Consider the following 611-nt stretch of genomic DNA (forward strand, 5'->3'; position numbering starts at 1 on the left):
CCACTGGTGACGGTCTTCGCCATTCTGGGCTGTATTCTTCTGATCGGGCTGTTCTTCCGGGTTTTCGGCACCGTTCTCAGGTGGGCAGTGGTGGCGGGGCTGGGCTATCTGCTCTACGCCTGGGTGGTGGCACCGCGGCTGGGCCTTCCCACCGGAGCTAAGTCGAAGCCAGAGGACAGCAATCTCGACAGCTTTTGATGCCTAGGGATCCCTGGCGAGCCTATGTTTACCTGGCGGCGGCCATCTTGGGCTGGGCCACGGCTGCCAGCGCTTTTAAGTTTGGGTTGCGGTACCTGTCGCCGACGGTTCTGCTGATTTTTTCGGCCTTTAGCTCTTGCCTGATCCTGGGGATCGTTTTGGTGGTTACAGGGCGGGCAGGGTTCCTCGGCAAGCAGAGGGGATCCCAAATCCGCCTGTCGGCCCTTCAGGGGCTGCTCAACCCCTTCGGCTACTATGGGGTGTTGTTCCAGGCTTATGACCGTCTGTCGGCTCAGGCGGCGATGGCTCTGAATTACACTTGGCCGCTGGTGCTGGCTCTTCTGGCGGTGCCGCTGCTGGGAGAGCGCTTCCGTTGGCGGCTGGTGTTGGCCTTGGGGGTGAGCCTGCTGGGG

The 611-nt window shown here is 61.9% G+C and carries 1 protein-coding gene and 1 pseudogene; both read left to right on the forward strand.

What is annotated here, in order from left to right; all coding sequences use genetic code 11:
• A pseudogene (locus tag NW815_RS12885) lies at window positions 1–198 on the forward strand (hypothetical protein); the annotation flags it as partial.
• Window positions 198–611, forward strand: a 414-nt coding sequence (locus NW815_RS12890; RefSeq protein WP_414416088.1) for an EamA family transporter, incomplete at its 3' end; no start/stop codon positions are given. The pseudogene NW815_RS12885 and the gene NW815_RS12890, both read left to right, overlap by 1 nt.

Origin of the sequence: Synechococcus sp. R6-7 (assembly GCF_047461695.1) — a bacterium.
GTDB lineage: Bacteria > Cyanobacteriota > Cyanobacteriia > Thermostichales > Thermostichaceae > Thermostichus.